A 19,134-nucleotide genomic window follows, 5' to 3' on the forward strand; every position below is an offset into this window, starting at 1 on the left:
CCGTTGTTAATTAAAATACAAAAAGTCTTATAAATTAATTATTTAACTAAAAATAACTATGTTGATAACTCAGAATAAATAAGTAAAACGAGATTTCAATGACTTTAAAAAAAAATTTATTCGACATATTAACAAGCTATAATAACCATCAAATTTTTTTAAATTTTTAAAAATCTTTTTTGTTGTATTTAATATATGTTGAAAACTAAAAAAGTTGAAAAGGAAAAAATTTTATTTTGAATTGAATTTTACCCATTCAAATTCGAAATTGAATTTTGAAATTGATTTCTGTTTCAGACGATTTTGAGAGGATTGTTGAGATTGTCGAGGATTTCTTGAACTTGCTCGAAATCGTTTGGATGAACTTTGAGTTTGATGCCGCCCAGCGCCGTTGAATATAGTGGAACGACTGAAAGTGTCATTTCGTTTTCAAAAAAATAAGGGATTTCTTCTTGTTCTAGTAAGTGTTTGAGAACCACTGTTTCGTGCAGATAATTGAATACGGCTATCGTTTTAAAGCTTTCCATTTTAGGTCTTTTTGTAAATGTACGAAAAGTTATAATTTTAATAATTCTAATTGTTAAAATCTGTAATCTGATTTCTTATTTGTAATTTTAAACCTTATAAGAAAAGATATATGAGTAAGAAAATTAGAAAGCCGATAAAAAAAGAGAAGGATTTCTCTGGAAAAATACTAAAGATTTTATCGCAAAATGCTAATAAACCTTTCAATTACAAACAAATAGGAGCTAAGCTTGAATTAGACGATACAAAAAGCAGAAATCAAATTATAAAAGATTTAAAAATTCTTGCCGCTCAAAAGAAAATTATAGAAACAGAACCTGGAAAATACTTAATTAAAGCAGTAAGTCAGGATTATTACGAAGGAACAATAGATATGACGAGTAGAAAAACGGCATATTTTATTTGTGATGAGTTTGAAGAAGATGTTTTTATTCCAACCAATAATTTGAATCGTGCATTAGATAAAGACAAAGTAAAAGTTTACGTTTATAACAGAAGAAAAGGAAAAAGACCTGAAGGTGAAGTAATTGAAGTTATCGAAAGAGATAAAACAGAGTTTGTTGGTGTAATTGATATGCAGCCAAACTTTGCCTTTGTTTCGACTGCCAATCCTAAAATGTATACCGATATTTTTATTCCAAAAGATAAAATTGGTGAAGCAGAAAATGGAGATGTAGTTTTAGTGAAGATTGAAGACTGGCCAAAAAGAGCCGATAGTCCGTTTGGATCTGTAATTCGTGTATTGGGTAAACCTGGTGAACATAATACTGAGATTCATGCCATTTTAGCTGAATATGGTTTACCAGCAGATTTTCCGGTAGAAGTAGAGGTGTTTGCCCAAAAACTAGATACTTCAATTCAGGAATCTGAAATTGCAAAACGTCGTGATATGCGTGATACGCTTACGTTTACGATTGACCCGAAAGATGCAAAAGACTTTGATGATGCCTTGTCTTTCAAAAAGTTAGAGAACGGAAACTACGAAATCGGAATTCACATTGCCGATGTTTCCTATTACTTAGAAGAAGGTACTATTCTGGATGATGAAGCGTATCAAAGAGCCACTTCGGTGTATTTGGTAGATAGAGTAGTGCCAATGCTTCCAGAAGTGTTATCTAATTTTGCGTGTTCCTTACGTCCAAATGAAGAGAAATATACTTTCTCTGCAGTATTTGAAGTTTCTCCAACAGCTCAAGTTATTAACCAATGGTTTGGAAGAACTGTAATTTATTCAGATCAGCGTTTTGCTTATGAGGAAGCACAGCATATTATTGAAACAAAAGGAAATAATACCATTCCAGTTGATATTTCAATTACTGGAGATTCGTATGTTGTTTCAGATGAAATAGTGGAAGCTACTTTAAAACTAGATGAATTAGCGAAGATTTTAAGAAAGAAAAGAATGCAGCAAGGCGCCATTTCTTTTGATAAAGTCGAAGTAAAATTTAATCTGGATGAACAAGGAGAACCTGAAGGTGTTTACTTCAAAGTATCAAAAGATGCCAATCATTTGATTGAAGAATTCATGCTTTTAGCCAATAGAAAAGTGGCTGAATACATTGGAAAACAAAAGAAAACCTTTGTGTATCGTATTCACGATGAGCCAAATGAAGACAAATTGATTGCGATGCAAACGGTAATTGCGAAGTTTGGTTATAAAATTGATTTCAGATCTAGAGGTGATATTTCCAAATCAATCAATGCTTTAATGGAAGAAGTAAACGGTAAAAAAGAACAAAATCTTATTGATACTCTTGCTATTAGAAGTATGAGTAAAGCCAAATATTCGACAGATAATATTGGTCACTACGGTTTAGCTTTTGATTATTACAGTCATTTTACTTCGCCAATCCGTCGTTATCCAGACGTTATGGTACACCGTTTGCTGCAATATTATCTAGATGGAGGAGCTTCTGTAGATGAAGAAACCTACGAAACCAAATGTCTGCATTGTTCAAATATGGAAAATTTAGCGACAAATGCTGAGCGAGATAGTATTAAATACATGCAGGTGAAATACATGCAGGATCATCAAGACGAAGAATTCCTTGGAGTTATTTCTGGTGTTACTGAATGGGGAATTTATGTTGAAATCGTTTCTAATAAATGCGAAGGAATGGTGAGAATCAGAGAAATAAAAGAAGATTATTATACTTTTGACGAAAGACAATACGCTTTGGTTGGAGCCACTTCAAACCGTTTATTACAATTAGGAGACGAAATTTATGTTAAAGTAAAAAATGCCGATTTAGTTAAAAAACAACTGGATTTTCATTTTTTAAGAAGAGCAGAATAAGTATTAATTTTTAAAAATAAAAGTATGAAAAAGCTAATTATAGGAGCAGCAATTTTATTTGTACAAATGTCTTTTAGTCAGGTTACTAAGCAATTAGGAGATTTTGATACCGTTAAAGTTTACGATAAGTTAACTGTAAAACTAGTACCGTCATCTGAAAATAAAATTGTTATTAAAGGAACAAGAGAAGCAGAATTAGAAGCTGTTAATAAAAATGGTATTTTAAAATTAAGAATGCCTTTTCCAAAACTTCTTTCAGGAAATGATCTTGATGTAACATTGTATTACAAACATTTAGAGCTGATTGATGTAAATGAAGGCGCTACTGTTACCAGCAATGAAACCATAAAAGCAACTTCTTTTAAAGTAAGTGCACAGGAAGGTGGAAAAATTAATGTAGATTTGAACGTTGATAAACTGAAAGTAAGTTCTGTTTCTGGTGGAGAAATTACCGCAACAGGTAAAGCAGATAACCTTGAAGCAGGATTAGGAGCTGGAGGATATTTCCTAGGAAGTAAATTAGCCACGTCTCAAACGAAAGTAAGCGTTTCTGCGGGCGGAAAAGCCGATGTGAAGGCTTCAACCCTTGTAGATGCAAAAGTGAGCGCAGGAGGCTCTATTTACATTTATGGAAATCCAAAACAAATAAATCAGAAAACAGTTTTAGGTGGAAAAATTGAACAAGTAAAATAACAATCTATTTTGATGATAAATGATATTCTGGCTGGACTGCCATGGGGACTTTTTTTAAGCTTTATGGTAGGTCCGGTATTTTTTATACTATTAGAAACCAGTATTACCAAAGGATTCAGAGCCGCATTAGTTTTTGACTGCGGTGTAGTTTTAGGTGATATTTTCTTCATTGCAATTGCTTATCTTGGAAGTTACAGATTGATTTCCAGTTTAAAAGATAAGCCGGCATTGTTTATTTTTGGCGGTATTATAATGCTTGCTTACGGAATCATTTCGTTTGTGAGATTACGAAAAGAAGAAAAAATAAATGAAGAAGAAATTGATCGAGATATTATAAAAAGAAATTACGGAAGTTTATTTGTAAAAGGCTTTCTACTGAACGTTATCAACATTGGAGTTCTTGGTTTTTGGTTAGCAGTAATTATTTCTGTAGGACCAAAATTAGAAATGCAGAATTCAAGAATGATTACTTTTTTTACTTCAGTAATTATTGCTTATTTGTTGGTTGATTGTTTTAAAATTCTATTAGCCAAACAATTAAAATCAAAAATGACACCTAATAATATTCTAAAAATCAAAAAAGCAATCAGCATTGTTTTAATGGTTTTCGGATTAGTGTTAATAACTCAAGGATGGTTTCCAAAAGAAAAAGAAATGGTTAAAAACGCTTTCGAAAGAATAGAAAATAAATAGTTGTTAAATAACCAAAATCATATAAATCCTCTGATTTTCAGAGGATTTTTTTATGTTTATAAGTGATGTTTAAAAACTTTGACAAAGTTGACTATTTGCAGATTCAGTTTGTCATTTCGACGAAGGGTATTAACAATATTGTGGATAAAATAACAAACCCGACAGGTTTTTAAAACCTGTCGGGTTTACTTATAAAATTAAACATAAAAACTTTCAAATTGCTTTGAAGGTTTTGAGGCATGGTTTGGATTCTAACCAATATTTTTAATGTTTAATTTTTTCTAAAAATTAAACATTAAAAAAACTTCAAATTGCTTTGAAGGTTTGAGGTATTGTGCGGATTCTAACCAATATCTTTAATTAATTTTTTCTAAAAATTAGCCATAAAAAAACCTTCAAAGCAATTTGAAGGTTTTGAGGCATGGTTTGGATTCGAACCAATATTTTTAATTAATTTTTTCTAAAAATTAGCCATAAAAAAACCTTCAAAGCAATTTGAAGGTTTGAGGCATGGTTTGGATTCGAACCAATATTTTTAATTAATTTTTTCTAAAAATTAAACATAAAAAAAACCTTCAAATTGCTTTGAAGGTTTTGAGGCATCGTCCGGATTCGAACCGGAGTAGGAGCTTTTGCAGAGCCCAGCCTAGCCGCTCGGCCACGACGCCATTACTTGAACGGTTGGCAAAAGTAACTAAAATCTTTAAAATTCAAAAGTTTCAAATGAACTATTTTAAAAAAATACAGATTTAATTATGGCCATTACTTTCTAAATTCTGTCATTTTTATAGTAACTGACTCAACATCACCACCAATAGGAGGATTAATTTTAGAAACCCAAACTGTTGTTTTTTCTACTGTTTCTATCTCTGCCAGCACGCGAATATTGATTCTTTTGGCTACATGCTCTAATAAATGCGAACGAATAGCCATTTCTTCGGTTACAATTTTGTTCAAATGAACGTAATCTACCGTGTCTAAAAGATGATCTGTTTCGGCTGATTTCTGTAAATTGGTTTTAATTTTTAGATCAACAGTATAATCAGATCCAATTTTTCCTTCTTCAATTAAACATCCGTGGTAAGAAAAAGTACGGATATTTTTAAGTTTTATAACTCCCATTTTAAAATTTAGTTTCAAGTTTTAAGTTTCAAGTTTAGAGTAAGTTTCCAAAGAAAACCATAAACCATAAACTATAAACTATAAACTTTTTTATCTTTGCTAAAATTACTATAAAATAATGGCATCAGAAGAGAAATCACTCAATTTTATTGAACAAATCATAGAGGAAGACGTAAAATCAGGTCTTTCAAATACTAAACTTCGCTTTCGTTTTCCACCAGAACCTAATGGTTATTTACACATTGGGCACGCTAGTTCTATTGCTTTAAATTTTGGTTTAGGAATTGATTATCAATCTCCTGTGAATTTACGTTTTGATGATACAAACCCTGAAAAAGAAGAACAGGAATTTGTTGATGCTATTAAAAAAGATGTAGAATGGTTAGGATATACTTGGGCAGAAGAATGTTATGCTTCAGATTATTTCCAGCAATTATATGATTGGGCCGTTTTCTTAATTAAAAAAGATAAAGCGTATGTTGATAGTCAATCTTCTGAAGAAATGGCGATTCAAAAAGGAACTCCAACAACTCCAGGAACTGACAGCCCGTACAGAAATCGTTCAGTTGAAGAAAACCTTGATTTATTCGAAAGAATGAAAAACGGTGAATTTGAGGCTGGTACACATATTCTTCGTGCAAAAATTGACATGAAATCAACAAACATGTTAATGCGTGATCCAATCATGTACAGAATTTTGCACAAACATCACCATAGAACTGGAGATGCTTGGAAAATATATCCAATGTACGATTGGGCACACGGACAAAGTGATTATTTGGAACAGATTTCTCATTCATTTTGTACGCTTGAATTCTTGCCTCACCGCGAATTATACGATTGGTTTTTAGATCAGATTTTTGAGGATAATAAGCTTCGTCCAAAGCAAAGAGAATTTGCCAGACGTAACTTATCACATACTGTTGTTAGTAAAAGAAAATTACAGCAACTAGTTAAGGAAAAGCATGTTAACGGTTGGGACGATCCTAGAATGTCAACTATTTCTGGATTGAGAAGACGTGGTTATACAGCTGCTTCATTGCGTAATTTTGCTAACACAATAGGTATTGCAAAACGTGATAATTTAATCAATGTTTCGGTTTTAGAGTTTTGTATTCGTGAAGATTTGAACAAAATTGCACCTCGTGTAATGGCTGTTTTAGATCCTGTAAAATTGGTAATTACCAATTATCCAGAAGGAAAAGAGGAGTGGTTAGAAGCTGAAAACAATCAAGAAGATGAAAATGCAGGTTTCAGAAAAGTGCCTTTTTCTCGTGAATTATACATTGAAAGAGAAGACTTTTTGGAAGAAGCGCCAGCTAAATATTTCCGTTTGACTTTAGGAAAAGAAGTACGTCTTAAAAATGCGTATATTATTAAAGGAGAATCAGTTATAAAAGATAGTGAAGGCAATATTACTGAAATACATGTAACGTATGATACTGATTCTTTAAGCGGAAGCGGAACAGAAGCAAGCCAAAGAAAAGTATCTGGAACCTTACATTGGGTTTCTATCAAACATGCTTTGGAAGCAGAAGTTCGTTTATACGATCGTTTGTTTACAGATGAAGCTCCAGACAGTTATAAAGAAAAAAATTTCTTAGATTTTGTGAATCCAAATTCTCTAGAAATCGTTACTGGATATGTTGAACCAAGTTTATCAACAGCTCAAAATGAAGATAAATTTCAGTTCCAGCGTTTAGGATATTTTACTGTTGATAAAGACTCAACTCCTTCAAAATTAGTATTTAACAAAACGGTTGGATTGAAAGATGCTTGGGAAGAAAAAGGTAAAAAAGAAGAAAACAGCATCAATAATTCTTTAAAAGAAATCAACAAATATTTTAAAGTTGAAACAAAAGCTGATCGTATTGCAATTGAAAGTGCAATAGGGGAGAACATCAAAAATATCTCAAGTTTCTCTTTATTGCAGAATTCATTAAAGAAAAATATCAACAATAATAAGGCTTCGCTGTTGTTTTCTCAGTTTATTTTGAAGTATTCAAATTGGAAATCTGCAGATTTTGAAGAAGAAGATATCAAAAAATTGTATTCAATGTCTTTAAAAAGTGAATCGACTTATGTAAGATCAAAGGCACTTTTGAACTTAAGAGATATTGAAAGTGAAAATTTGAGAAATCAATTTGATGATGAAATTTTGAAATTATATTCAAATCCACCAAAAAATGCTTCGGAAAGAGAAATTGAAATTCTTTCTGAAATGGTTAAGAAATAATATCAACTAAATTTATGAAAAGCGCTTTATAAGCGCTTTTTTTTATTATATAGATTTACTATCGATAATTTAAATTTTATAATTTTTATAGATTAAAATTGACTTTCATAAATTAATTTTAAGATAAAATAAAAAATAGTCGAGTAGAGAAGACCTTTTTTTGTTTTTAATTCTTTAAAACTCTTTATTTCGATTTTTTAATTTTTATAACTTCAATTTCATGTCAAAAAATTAAAATTAAAGTTTTTTCTTATTTTTAAAGTTTCTGATTTCGATTTTGTATCCATAATTTTTGATTATTATTTTTTATAAAATTTAGTTTTTAATTATTATTTATAAAAATGATTATAAATTTAAAAATAATAGTTTTTATATATTAATTTTAACCTTCATAAATTAATTTTAAGACACTTTTTTAAATGATTTAATAGATAACTCGTTTTTTGAATTATTGTTTATTTAGGGTCTTTATTTTAATTTTTGCTGTTATTTTAGTCAGTTTAACGGCTTGTTAACACACAATTGTTTATAAAACTGCTATTTTTAACTCAATACTAAAGTCAGAGATGATTTTTGTAAAAAATTAAAATTTGCCATTAAAGAATCTAAACTGAAATTTATTGTTTTTAAAAACTCGTAATTTTTATTACAGTAAATTTTCAAAATTGATTTCCCAAAAAGACAATTTTATGTTCTCATTTTTATTATGATGTAATTTTGATAATATTTCGCGTAAAAGGTATTTTTCAATTTGCATCATAATGTATAAAATTCCATAATGTTGAATTTGTGTGAAAGTTTAGTTTTTAAATTTCTAGTCTGACAATTTTTAATTTAAATCTAATAATCATGAAAATTTTATATTTTACGCTAGCGCTATTATTTGCAAATGTTGCAATATCACAAACACATCAAATTACAAAACATAATGGTGAACAACTTGATGTTAATTTCATTAAAAATGAAAATGGTTTAATTTACTATTCATTGAATGGAAGTTCAGAAGAAGTTAAAATCAGTAAACATGCTGTTTCATCTATTACAAATAAACAAACAAAGCAGACTCAGAAAATTTCTGATAAAATAGTAGTTGATTCAAAAGACGATTATAAAATGGTAACTGTTTTACCTCAAGAAAAGACAATAGGATTGAAGCAAACAGGAACATTTACAGGAGTGTTGACGAGGACAAAAGGTGAACCGCCAATTGCAAATCAAAAGCAAACTGCTATGAGAATTAAAAGTAAGTCAGCTTCAAATGGTTCGCCGTTTGTAAGTATAGCTGAGAAAGATGGTAAATACGAAGCTACAACTTATGTGTATTAATTAGATTGTTAATTTTTTGTAAATAACAATTAATCAGAAATTTATAAGTTCAAAAAAGAGTATCTTTATTAATAATTTAAAATTGTAATATCATGTCTAAGAACTTAAATACAGCAGCAGCCATTTTAGCTGCAGCAGCTGCGGGAGCGGCAATCGGAATTTTATTTGCTCCAGATAAAGGATCTAAAACTCGAGCAAAAATTAAGGAAGGTATTGATGATGCGAAACATAATATAAAAGATTCTTTTGATGCTAGTTCTGAAGTTCTTCGTGAAAAGTTTACAAGTGCAACTCAAAATCTTGATGGAACATTAACAGAATTACTGTCAAATGTTAGTTACAAAACAGAAGAAGTGATCACTTTTTTGGAATCTAAATTAGCTGATTTAAAAGCACAAAACGCTAAACTTCAAAAATAATAATAATCATAAATAGCACATTACTTGCTTATTTTTATAAGGAAGTTTTGTGCTTTTTTATTTTTTTAAATTCCAATTATGGCTTTCGAAGAATTAAAAGAAAACACCGAAAAAATTCAGGAACAAACAAAAGTCTACATAGATAGTCATTTAGCTTATTATAAATTATGGGGTTTTAAAGTAGCAATGAAGTCAACAACTTTAATATTTAAGTTTACGTTGATTTTATTATGTTTTAGTATGGTAATGATTTTTGGATCTTTTGCAGCTGCTTATGCATTTGGTTCTTTATTTGAAAGTAATGCACTTGGATTTTTAACAGTTGGAGGGATCTATTTAGTATTTACTATTTTACTTTTCTTTATAAAAGATAAGATGGTCGAAGGCCCAATTTTAGAGAAATTTTCAGAAATATTTTTTAATGATTAAGGATTATGGAGAAGAAAAAATACTCATCTTATGCGGAAATTGAAAGAGACTTAGAAATCCTGAAGTTGGAAAAAGAGATCAATTATCAGAAATTGGTTTTAAGTTTTCAGAAAACCAAAGACAGCATTACACCACAAAATTTAGTTAATGGATTTGTTTCATCTTATACAGATTATGTTAAGAAATCATATCCAGAAATTTTACAATCAATTATTCCCTTTATAATCAATTGGTTTATAAATAAAAAAAGAGGCAGTTAAGCCTCTTTTTTTATTTTGTCATTATTGCTGCACATCTGGTTGAATGTCATCTTCATATCCAGATTGAGGCTGAATAGGTTTTGGTTTTTCTATTTTTTTACTGTGCTTTTTCATCATTTCACCAACCTGGTTTGATGCTGAAAAAGAAGCTACCATATTATTCAACATATCACTTCCGGCTTGTGGAGAATTTGGAAGTAAGATTAAGTTAGAATTTGCATCGGCACCAATGGCTTGTAATGTATCATAATGCTGCGTAACTACAATTAGGGCAGAAGCTTCCTGAGAATTAATTCCAACATTGTTCAAAACTTCAACACTTTCTACAAGACCTCTTGCAATTTCACGACGCTGATCTGCAATACCTTGACCTTGTAAACGTTTACTTTCTGCTTCAGCTTTTGCTTTTGCAACAATTCTAATTCTTGAACTTTCTGCTTCAAATTCTGCTGCAGTTTTTTCTCTATCAGCAGCGTTGATTCTGTTCATTGCATTTTTTACCTGAATGTCCGGATCAATATCGGTAACCAAAGTATTGATAATATCATATCCATAAGTAGACATTGCTTCGTTCAATTCACGTTTTACTGCAACTGCGATGTCATCTTTTCTTTCAAAAACATCATCCAATTTTAGTTTTGGAACTTCGGCACGAACCACATCAAATACATAAGAAGTGATCTGATCATGAGGATATTCTAATTTATAAAAAGCTTCATATACTTTTTCCTGAATTACTTTAAACTGAACAGAAACTTTCATTTTTATAAAAACGTTGTCTCTTGTTTTGGTTTCGATGATAACATCAAGTTGTTGAATTTTAAGATTTACACGTCCTGCAATTCTGTCAACAATTGGAATTTTTAATTGTAGTCCTGAATTTCTAACACTTTGAAATTTTCCAAATCGCTCGATAATTACTGAAGATTGTTGCTTTACAGTAAAAAATGAAGACATGAAAATAAAAAATGCGAATACTAATAAGATAATAAATGCTGTACCCATGGTTGTTTTAATTTATATTTATGATTTTGGTAAATTACGAAAATTCTTCTAAATTAAAATTATCAAATATTAAAAAAACGCAAAGAACATTTTGTTGATGTTTCTTAGCGTTTCATTTTTTTTACCATTAGGCATTAAGTAAATTAAGTCAAGCTTTGTCAAGATAATTAAGCTAAGCTTATGAACCTAAAAACTTTTTTTACCATCAAGTCGAGTTTAATTTTCTTAATATCTTAATGGTAAATTATTTTATAAAGTTGATATAGCTTTTTGAATTCTAGAAATAGTTTCTGTTTTTCCAATGATTTCTACAATGTCAAATAGGTGAGGACCTTTAAGTGCTCCCACCAAACTTAAACGGAAAGGCTGCATCACTTTACCCATTCCAATTTCGTTTTTGGTTAACCAATCTTTCACCACTGCTTCAATATTTGCAGAAGTAAAATCTTCAATATTTTCTAAAACAGAAATCAATTCCTGCATTAAAGCTGGTGTTTCTTCCTTCCAATTTTTACTTGCTTTTTCATCATAAGCAGTTGGTGCCTGGAAAAAGAAATCCGTTAAATCCCAAAAATCAGAGACGAAATGTGCTCTTTCTTTAATCAAAGAAACTATACGAGTTGTCACTTCAAGCGAAGTTGAGAAGCTTTTTTCTTCTAAAATAGGAGAGAAGCTTTTTGCTAAATCTTCATCATTTTGTTTGATTAAATATTGATGATTGAACCATTTGTTCTTTTCAGGATCAAATTTTGCTCCCGCTTTATGAACTCTGTTCAAGTCAAAAGCTTCAACCAATTCTTCAAGAGAAAATAATTCTTTGTCAGTTCCGTCATTCCATCCTAATAAAGCTAGGAAATTTACAACCGCTTCTGGGAAAAATCCTTTCTCTCTGTAACCAGATGAAACACCTTCTTCTGTTTTCCATTCTAAAGGAAATACAGGAAATCCTAATTTGTCACCATCTCTTTTAGATAATTTTCCGTTTCCAATTGGTTTCAGAATTAATGGTAAGTGTGCAAATTCTGGAGCATCCCAGCCAAAAGCTCTGTATAATAAAACGTGAAGTGGCATCGATGGCAGCCATTCTTCACCACGAATTACATGTGAAGTTTCCATTAAATGATCATCCACAATATTGGCCAAATGGTACGTTGGCATTCCATCACTTTTGAACAAAACTTTATCATCAAGTAAGTTAGTTTCGAACTTAACATCACCGCGAATAATATCTTTCAAATGCAAAGTTTCATCAACCGGAGTTTTAAAACGAATCACATAATGTTCTCCATTTGCAATTCTTTTAGAAACTTCTTCAGGAGAAATTACTAAAGAAGTATCTAACTTTTCGCGATTATGATGATTGTATATAAATGTTTTTCCTTCAGCTTCGTGCTGTTTTCTATGAGCATCTAATGCTTCAGGAGTATCAAAAGCATAATAGGCCCAACCAGAATTAATCAGTTGATCGGCATATTTTTGATATAAATCTTTACGATCACTTTGTCTGTACGGACCAAATTTTTCATTTTTCCCAACAGTTTCTTCAGGAGAAATTCCTAACCATTCTAATGCTTCCATGATGTATTCTTCGGCACCTGGTACGAAACGAGTCTGATCTGTATCTTCAATTCTCAGATAAAAAACACCATTATGTTTTTTTGCAAATAGATAATTAAATAGGGCAGTACGAACACCACCAATATGTAATGGTCCTGTTGGACTTGGTGCAAAACGCACACGAACTTGCTTTGACATTTGTATAAATTTTGATGCAAAGATACAACTCTCAATTAGAAAATTCGGTAATGAGAAAATTAGATAATACGTTGTGTTAAGCTTAATTGACTAATTTTCTAATTGATCATTATCTAATTAATAATTACTACTTTTATAGGTTATAATTAAAAGAGATTTTATTTTGAAAACATCATCTGCAATATATCAGAAGTTAGAAGGATTTATAAAGAAATATTATATGAATGAACTAATAAAAGGAGCACTTCTTTTTATTGGTTTTGGTCTTTTATATTTTTTATTTACACTTTTTGTGGAATATTTTCTATGGCTGAAACCCATAGGAAGAACACTTTTATTTTGGTTATTTATTGCAGTCGAAGTTTTCTTGCTGTTCCGATTTATATTATTTCCAATTTTTAAACTATTCAAACTTCAAAAAGGAATTGATTACAATCAGGCTTCAGCCATTATTGGAAATCATTTTACAGAAGTAAGCGATAAGCTGACTAACTTTCTGCAGCTTTCTTCAAATGAAAATTCTGCTGAAAGTTCAGAATTAATGCTGGCTTCAATTGAGCAAAAAGCAAATTCTTTACAGCCAATTCCGTTTGGGAATGCGATTAATTTTAAATCAAATAAGAAGTACTTGCCATTGGCTTTGATTCCGGTTTTGTTGTTTGCTGTGTTTTTTATCTCTGGAAACAGCAATATAATTTCGCAGAGTTTTAATAGAGTAGTTCATTTTAATGCTTCATTTTTACCGCCGGCTCCTTTCAAATTTGTGGTTTTAAATGACAATTTGCAGACCGAGCAAAACAAAGATTTTATTGTAAAAGTAGAAACAGAAGGAAATATTGTTCCCGAAAATGTCATGATCCATATTGGCAATGAAAGCTATTTTATGGAATCTTCGCAAACTGGAAAGTTCGAATTCAAGATTGAAAAACCAACTTCGAATGTTGCTTTTTCTTTTGAAGGAAATTCAGTTTCATCAAATGAATACGAATTGAAAGTGATAACTGTTCCTTCAATTGCCAACTTCGAAATGATCTTAAACTTTCCATCTTACCTAAAAAAGAAATCAGAAATTATTCAGGGAACAGGAAATGCTATCGTTCCAGAAGGGACAACTGTAACCTGGAGAATGAATACACAGTCAACTCAAGAGGTAGTTTGGAAGGATCAGCACTCAACTTTTAACTTTAAAAAGGATGAAAACGAATTTAAACTGGCTAAAAATATAGTTCAAAACACAGAATATCAAATTCTTACTTCAAATAATAAGGTCAAAAACTACGAAAAATTAGATTATCAGCTGTCTGTCATCAAAGATCAGCATCCAACAATTACCGTTTCGCCAGCTCCAGATAGTTTAAAATTAGATAAGAATTATGTTTTAGGAAGACTGGGTGATGACTACGGTTTATCAAAATTACAGATAGTATATTACGAACGTAACAAACCACAAACTGCAAAACGCGGAACCATTCCTGTAAAGCAGGCGGTGTTCGATCAGTTTGTTTTTAACTTCCCAAGCAACCTTGCTGTTCAGGAAGGAGTATCTTATGAATACTATTTTGAGATTTTTGATAACGATGCTTTGCATGGATTCAAGAGTACAAAATCTTCTACATTTTCAGATCGGGTTTCTACTACAGATGAAATTCAGGATGCAGAATTGCAACAGCAAAATGCTAACATAAACAGTTTATCGAAGTCATTAAAAAATCAAGAAAAGCAATTTTCTGAAATGGATAAACTGAAAAATACAGGAAAAGAAAAAGATAATTTAGAGTTCAAAGATCAGCAGAAAGTAAATGATTTTATCAAACGTCAGAAACAACAAGACGAAATGATGAAACAGTTTGCTGAAAAAATGAATAAGAATCTAGATAAATACAGCTCTGAGAAAAAGGATAAAACGGCTGATGATTTACAAAAACGTTTAGATAATGCGGAGAAAGATTTAGAGAAAAATCAAAAACTATTAGATGAACTAAAGAACCTAAACGACAAATTGAACAGCGAAGAACTGTTTGATAAGATGGAAAAGTTCAAACAAATCAGTAAAAACCAATCTCGTAATTTAGAACAATTAGTTGAATTAACGAAACGTTTTTATGTAGAAAAGAAAGCAGAACAAGTTGCTGAGAAATTAAATAAACTGTCAGAACAACAGGAACAGTTATCTAATAAAGACAAAGAAAATACCAAAGAGAAGCAGGATGATATCAATAAATCATTCGATAAAATTCAGGAAGATCTTAAAGATTTAAAAGACGAGAACAAAAGTTTAAAAGCTCCTTTGGATATTCCATCAGATGCTTCAAAAGAAAAAGAGGTAAAAAATGATTTGAATAAAGCCTCAGAAGAGTTAAGTAAAAACAATTCTTCTTCGGCAAAACAGAAACAAAAGAGCGCTTCAAAGAAAATGAAGAGCATGTCTCGGGAAATGAGTTCGAGTATGGAAGGTGGAGAACAGGAACAATTAGAAGAAGATGTTGCGATGCTTCGTCAGATTTTGGATAACCTTTTGGCATTTTCATTGTCTCAGGAAGATGTAATGAAACAATTTAAATCGATGAAATTAGGTTCTTCGGCCTTTACTAAAAACATAAAAATACAGCAGAATTTAAAACAACAATTCAGACATGTTGATGACAGCTTGTTTGCAATGTCACTTAGAAATCCAAAAATTGCAGAAGATGTAACTAAGGAAATTGGAAACGTACAATATAATATGGACAAAGCAATTGAAGTTTTAACCGAAGTACAAATACCAAAAGGAGTTTCTCATCAGCAATATGCGGTATCATCAGCAAATAAATTAGCAGATTTTTTAAGTGATCTTTTAAATAATATGCAGATGCAAATGTCTAAACCGGGAACAGGAAAACCAAAACCAGTGGATGGACAAGGAATGCAGTTACCGGATATTATTCAAAAACAAAAAGGTCTGGCTGATAAAATGAAAGAAGGAATGAAGCCTGGCGATAAACCTGGAAGTGGACAGCAGGGAAGAAGCGGAGAAGGAAAACCAGGACAAGGTAACCAGAATGGTCAGGGTAAAGATGGAAACGGAAAAGGAGAATCTGGTAAAGAGGGTAAAGACGGACAAGGTAAAAATGGTCAGGGAAATAAAAATGGAGGTAAAGGCAATGACGGAAATGAAGATGAGGATGGAGAAGGAGATGCTGAAAAGATTATGGAGATTTACAAAGAACAGGTAAAACTTCGTGAAGCATTACAAAAGGAATTATCTAAAAAAGGATTAGATGCACAAGGCAGACCTGTTATTGAACAGATGAAAGCTTCAGAAAAACAAATTTTGAATAAAGGTTTTAAGAATGAAAACTTGCAGAGAATTTTAAATATTCAACAGGAGTTATGGAAATTAAACAATGCAGTTCAAGAACAAGGCCAAGATACGAAGCGTCAATCTGAAACAAATAAGACTGAGTTTTCTAATAAATCAAATGCGTTACCAAGCTCATTAACTGAATATTTAAATAGTGTAGAAATTTTAAATAGACAATCGCTACCTTTGCGCTCAAATTTTAATCAAAAAGTTCAAGAATATTTTAACACAAAATGATAAACTTTAATTACGAAACCGAGTTTACTTTAGAAAACGAACAAGCCTATAACGATTGGTTAAGTGCAGTAATTGTTTCTGAAAAGAAGAACGAGGGAGAAATCAATTATATATTTTGTGATGATGAATACCTGCATAAAATAAATGTAGAGTATTTAAATCACGACACACTTACTGATATTATCAGTTTTGATTATACAGTTGGTAATGAAATCAGCGGAGATATTTTTGTTTCTGTAGAAAGAGTAGAAGATAATGCTAAGGATTTTAATGTTTCTTTTGAAGAAGAATTAAAGCGAGTTCTTGCGCATGGTATATTACACTATTGTGGATATAAAGATAAATCAGATAAAGATGCAGAATTAATGCGTTCAAAAGAAGATGAAAAGATTAGCATGTTTCACGTGGAACAATAATTAAACATCTTAAATAATTAAAACAAACGTGTTCCACGTGAAACGTTTTTTAGATTAGATGAAAAATATTCATGTTCCACGTGAAACAATCTAAAGTGATTTCTTGATAGCTTGATGTAAAACGTTCCACGTGGAACGTTTGATTTTGAATCAGAAGTTCTTCGATTTTAAAAGTTTTGAGCTGTTCCACGTGAAACGATTTTATAGTAAAGAGCTTAAGTTTTGAAATTTTAATTCTTTTAAAACTGTGTTCCACGTGAAACATTTTGCATGTAAAAAGAGCTTCGTTTGATTTATTGAGATATGCTGAAAAAGTTATTTGAGAGTTGAAAAGGAAGTGAAAAGTTCCACGTGAAACATATTTGTTTTGGAATTTGGAGTTTTTAAATTGGAGTTTAGAATATTTGGTTCCACGTGGAACAGAAAAGAAAAAGTAATTCTGAAACGTTCGTAGAACGATTTTCGGAGAAAAAATAAAACAAAAATGTTTTTAGAAGAATACGATGTTATTGTTGTGGGTGCCGGTCATGCCGGTTCCGAGGCCGCGGCAGCGGCAGCAAATTTGGGTTCCAAAACTTTGATGGTTACAATGAGTTTGCAAAACATTGCACAAATGTCTTGTAATCCTGCGATGGGTGGAATTGCAAAAGGACAAATCGTTCGTGAGATTGATGCGCTTGGTGGATACTCCGGAATTGTTTCAGATCGAACTGCAATTCAGTTCAAGATGCTGAACAAATCAAAAGGACCTGCAATGTGGTCGCCAAGAGTTCAAAGTGACAGAATGCGTTTTGCAGAAGAATGGAGAATGATGTTGGAGGGAACTCCAAATTTGGATTTCTACCAAGAGATGGTAAAAGGGTTGATTATCGAAAACGGAAAAATAAAAGGAATCAGAACTTCACTTGGAGTTGAGATTCGTTCGAAATCGGTGGTCTTGACAAACGGAACTTTTTTGAATGGTTTGATCCATATTGGAGAAAAACAATTCGGTGGAGGAAGAGCAGGAGAAAGTGCTGCAACCGGAATTACCGAAGATTTGATCGCAGCAGGATTTGAAGCGGGAAGAATGAAAACAGGAACGCCTCCAAGAGTCGATGGTCGTTCTTTGGATTATTCGAAAATGAACGAAGAAAAAGGAGATGCAAAACCGGATAAGTTTTCTTATTCGGATTTAACGGTTCCGTTAACGCTTCAACGTTCTTGTCATATGACGTATACGTCATTGAATGTTCACGATATTTTGAGAGAAGGTTTTGATCGTTCGCCAATGTTCAACGGAAGGATAAAAAGTTTAGGTCCGAGATACTGCCCATCGATTGAAGATAAAATTAATCGTTTTGCTGATAAAGAACGCCACCAGCTTTTTGTTGAACCGGAAGGATGGAAAACTTGTGAAGTGTATGTAAACGGATTTTCAACTTCGCTTCCAGAGGATATTCAGTTTAAAGCTTTGCGTTCGGTTGCCGGTTTTGAAAATGTAAAATTTCTTCGTCCGGGTTATGCAATAGAATATGATTATTTTCCGCCGACACAATTGAAACATACTTTGGAAACAAAGTTAGTTGAAGGTTTATATTTTGCCGGACAGATTAATGGAACAACAGGATATGAAGAAGCAGCTTCGCAAGGTTTGATGGCCGGAATAAATGCGCATTTAAAAGTGCATGAAAAATCGCCTTTGATTTTAAAACGTGATGAAGCCTATATTGGAGTTTTGATTGACGACTTAATTACGAAGGGAACAGAAGAGCCGTATCGTATGTTTACATCAAGAGCAGAATATAGAACATTGTTGCGTCAAGATAATGCCGATTTCAGATTGACGCCAATGTCGTATGAAATTGGTTTAGCTTCTGAAGAAAGAATGCGAAGAATGGAACACAAATTAAATGAATCTGAAAAGATGGTTGCGTTCTTTAAAGAAACAAGTGTTACGGTTGCCGAAACAAATCCAATTTTAGTTGAGAAAGAATCGGCACCAATTTCACAAGGAGATAAAATGTTTAAAGTTTTCTCACGTCCACAGATCGAATTGGAGGATATGTTGAAATTTGAAAAAGTAGATGCATACATCAAAGAAAATAATCTTGACGAAGAAATTGTAGAGCAAGCCGTAATTCAAGTTAAGTATTCTGGATATATCGAAAAGGAAAGAAATAATGCTGATAAACTAAATCGTTTAGAGGAAGTAAAAATTCCAGAGAATTTCGATTACCATAAAATCAAATCAATGTCGATTGAAGCGAAACAAAAATTAAGTAAAATTCGGCCAGTTACAATTTCACAAGCATCAAGAATCAGCGGTGTATCACCAAGTGATATTTCCGTGCTTTTGATTTATATGGGAAGATAAAAGAATAGACAGTCGCAGTTTTCAAT

The 19,134-nt window shown here is 31.6% G+C and carries 15 protein-coding genes and 1 tRNA gene; 11 read left to right on the forward strand and 5 right to left on the reverse strand.

Going from position 1 to position 19,134, the window contains the following annotated elements; translation table 11 throughout:
• Positions 1 to 293: 293 nt before the first annotated feature.
• Positions 294 to 527 carry a putative signal transducing protein gene (locus J0383_RS11135; protein ID WP_207298449.1) on the reverse strand — a complete coding sequence of 78 codons (234 nt, stop codon included), beginning with the start codon at positions 525 to 527 and terminating at the stop codon, positions 294 to 296.
• 110 nt (positions 528 to 637) lie between these two features.
• On the opposite strand from J0383_RS11135, the gene rnr reads away from it, so the two are divergent.
• Genes rnr through J0383_RS11150 form a run of 3 tightly spaced genes read left to right on the forward strand, consistent with a single transcriptional unit; the run spans position 638 to position 4,207 of the window.
• The gene (gene rnr / locus J0383_RS11140; protein ID WP_207298450.1) at positions 638 to 2,821 is read left to right on the forward strand and encodes a ribonuclease R; all 2,184 of its coding nucleotides are present in this window, start codon (positions 638 to 640) and stop codon (positions 2,819 to 2,821) included.
• A 24-nt stretch (positions 2,822 to 2,845) separates the two neighbouring features.
• The gene (locus J0383_RS11145) at positions 2,846 to 3,514 is read left to right on the forward strand and encodes a head GIN domain-containing protein (RefSeq protein WP_207298451.1); all 669 of its coding nucleotides are present in this window, start codon (positions 2,846 to 2,848) and stop codon (positions 3,512 to 3,514) included.
• Between the two features lie 12 nt (positions 3,515 to 3,526).
• A complete protein-coding gene (locus J0383_RS11150; protein WP_207298452.1) occupies positions 3,527 to 4,207 on the forward strand; it encodes a LysE family translocator in 681 nt (226 codons plus the stop codon).
• A 597-nt stretch (positions 4,208 to 4,804) separates the two neighbouring features.
• Here J0383_RS11150 and J0383_RS11155 read toward each other — a convergent pair.
• Together J0383_RS11155 and folB are read right to left on the reverse strand one after the other, a co-directional pair.
• Positions 4,805 to 4,875, reverse strand: a tRNA-Cys gene (locus J0383_RS11155).
• Between the two features lie 94 nt (positions 4,876 to 4,969).
• Positions 4,970 to 5,329 (reverse strand): dihydroneopterin aldolase, encoded by a 360-nt coding sequence (folB, locus tag J0383_RS11160; protein ID WP_207298453.1) that lies wholly within the window; start codon positions 5,327 to 5,329, stop codon positions 4,970 to 4,972.
• 118 nt (positions 5,330 to 5,447) lie between these two features.
• Between folB and J0383_RS11165 the strand changes: the two genes are divergently transcribed.
• From J0383_RS11165 to J0383_RS11185, 5 genes are all read left to right on the forward strand, one after another.
• Positions 5,448 to 7,565, forward strand: a complete 2,118-nt coding sequence (locus J0383_RS11165) for a glutamine--tRNA ligase/YqeY domain fusion protein (RefSeq protein WP_207298454.1) — start codon at positions 5,448 to 5,450, stop codon at positions 7,563 to 7,565.
• 849 nt (positions 7,566 to 8,414) lie between these two features.
• On the forward strand, positions 8,415 to 8,891 hold the full coding sequence (locus J0383_RS11170; RefSeq protein ID WP_207298455.1) for a hypothetical protein: 477 nt from the start codon (positions 8,415 to 8,417) through the stop codon (positions 8,889 to 8,891).
• A gap of 92 nt (positions 8,892 to 8,983) precedes the next feature.
• Positions 8,984 to 9,310: a YtxH domain-containing protein gene (locus J0383_RS11175; protein ID WP_207298456.1), complete on the forward strand. Its 327-nt coding sequence runs from the start codon at positions 8,984 to 8,986 to the stop codon at positions 9,308 to 9,310.
• Positions 9,311 to 9,388: 78 nt separating this feature from the next.
• The gene (locus J0383_RS11180) at positions 9,389 to 9,739 is read left to right on the forward strand and encodes a competence protein (protein WP_207298457.1); all 351 of its coding nucleotides are present in this window, start codon (positions 9,389 to 9,391) and stop codon (positions 9,737 to 9,739) included.
• A gap of 5 nt (positions 9,740 to 9,744) precedes the next feature.
• Entirely contained in the window at positions 9,745 to 9,999 is a 255-nt protein-coding gene (locus tag J0383_RS11185; protein WP_207298458.1) for a DUF6327 family protein, read from the forward strand.
• Between the two features lie 21 nt (positions 10,000 to 10,020).
• Here J0383_RS11185 and J0383_RS11190 read toward each other — a convergent pair whose 3' ends face one another.
• Together J0383_RS11190 and gltX are read right to left on the reverse strand one after the other, a co-directional pair.
• Entirely contained in the window at positions 10,021 to 11,004 is a 984-nt protein-coding gene (locus tag J0383_RS11190; RefSeq protein ID WP_207298459.1) for an SPFH domain-containing protein, read from the reverse strand.
• Between the two features lie 249 nt (positions 11,005 to 11,253).
• Entirely contained in the window at positions 11,254 to 12,759 is a 1,506-nt protein-coding gene (gene gltX, locus J0383_RS11195; RefSeq protein ID WP_207298460.1) for a glutamate--tRNA ligase, read from the reverse strand.
• Between the two features lie 220 nt (positions 12,760 to 12,979).
• On the opposite strand from gltX, the gene J0383_RS11200 reads away from it, so the two are divergent.
• The 3 genes from J0383_RS11200 to mnmG all read left to right on the forward strand — a co-directional run bounded on the left by J0383_RS11200 (position 12,980) and on the right by mnmG (position 19,108).
• Positions 12,980 to 16,336, forward strand: a complete 3,357-nt coding sequence (locus tag J0383_RS11200) for a coiled-coil domain-containing protein (RefSeq protein WP_239023330.1) — start codon at positions 12,980 to 12,982, stop codon at positions 16,334 to 16,336.
• Entirely contained in the window at positions 16,333 to 16,752 is a 420-nt protein-coding gene (gene ybeY / locus J0383_RS11205; protein ID WP_207298462.1) for an rRNA maturation RNase YbeY, read from the forward strand. The genes J0383_RS11200 and ybeY overlap by 4 nt, the downstream gene beginning before the upstream one ends.
• Positions 16,753 to 17,236: 484 nt before the next feature.
• Positions 17,237 to 19,108, forward strand: a complete 1,872-nt coding sequence (mnmG, locus tag J0383_RS11210; RefSeq protein WP_207298463.1) for a tRNA uridine-5-carboxymethylaminomethyl(34) synthesis enzyme MnmG — start codon at positions 17,237 to 17,239, stop codon at positions 19,106 to 19,108.
• Positions 19,109 to 19,134 lie beyond the last annotated feature (26 nt).

This window comes from Flavobacterium endoglycinae, assembly GCF_017352115.1.
Lineage (GTDB): Bacteria > Bacteroidota > Bacteroidia > Flavobacteriales > Flavobacteriaceae > Flavobacterium > Flavobacterium endoglycinae.